General features: G+C 42.8%; 1 protein-coding gene. It reads left to right on the forward strand.

Annotated features, from left to right (window positions below; translation table 11 throughout):
* On the forward strand, positions 1-883 hold an 883-nt coding region (gene secY, locus RAC86_RS39250), incomplete at both ends, for a preprotein translocase subunit SecY (protein ID WP_377887013.1).

Raw genomic sequence — 883 nt, forward strand, 5'->3', positions numbered from 1 at the left:
CGTTAACGCTGAAGCGTTACAGGCACAGTCTCAAATGGGTGTTTTTGATCTCCTTAATACATTTGGCGGCGGTGCGCTTTACCAATTTTCCATTTTCGCAATGGGAATTACTCCTTATATCACGGCTTCGATCATCATTCAGCTGCTTCAGATGGATGTGGTACCGAAGTTTACCGAGTGGTCTAAGCAAGGTGAAGTTGGCCGCCGTAAATTAGCTCAGTTCACAAGGTACTTTACGATTGTGCTTGGTTTCATCCAAGCGTTAGGTATGTCATATGGATTCAACAATCTGGCAAACGGTATGCTGATCGAAAAATCCGGTGTATCGACATATCTTATCATTGCTTTAGTGCTCACTGGCGGAACTGCCTTTTTAATGTGGCTTGGGGAACAAATTACTTCTCATGGAGTAGGCAACGGAATATCGATCATTATCTTCGCGGGGATTGTGTCTAGTATTCCAAAAACAATTGGGCAAATATATGAGACTCAATTTGTCGGCAGCAACGATCAGTTGTTTATTCATATTGTGAAAGTCGCACTTCTTGTGATTGCGATTTTAGCAGTTATTGTTGGAGTTATTTTCATTCAGCAAGCCGTACGGAAAATTGCGATTCAATATGCTAAAGGCACAGGTCGTTCACCTGCTGGCGGAGGTCAGTCTACACACCTTCCATTGAAAGTGAATCCTGCAGGGGTTATTCCGGTAATCTTTGCGGTTGCGTTTTTGATAACGCCGCGGACGATCGCGTCATTCTTTGGAACAAACGATGTGACAAAGTGGATTCAAAACAACTTTGATAATACGCATCCGGTGGGTATGGCGATATATGTTGCGTTGATTATTGCCTTTACGTACTTTTATGCTTTTGTACAGGTAAAC

It is taken from the genome of Bacillus sp. LR_5 (assembly GCF_042709275.1).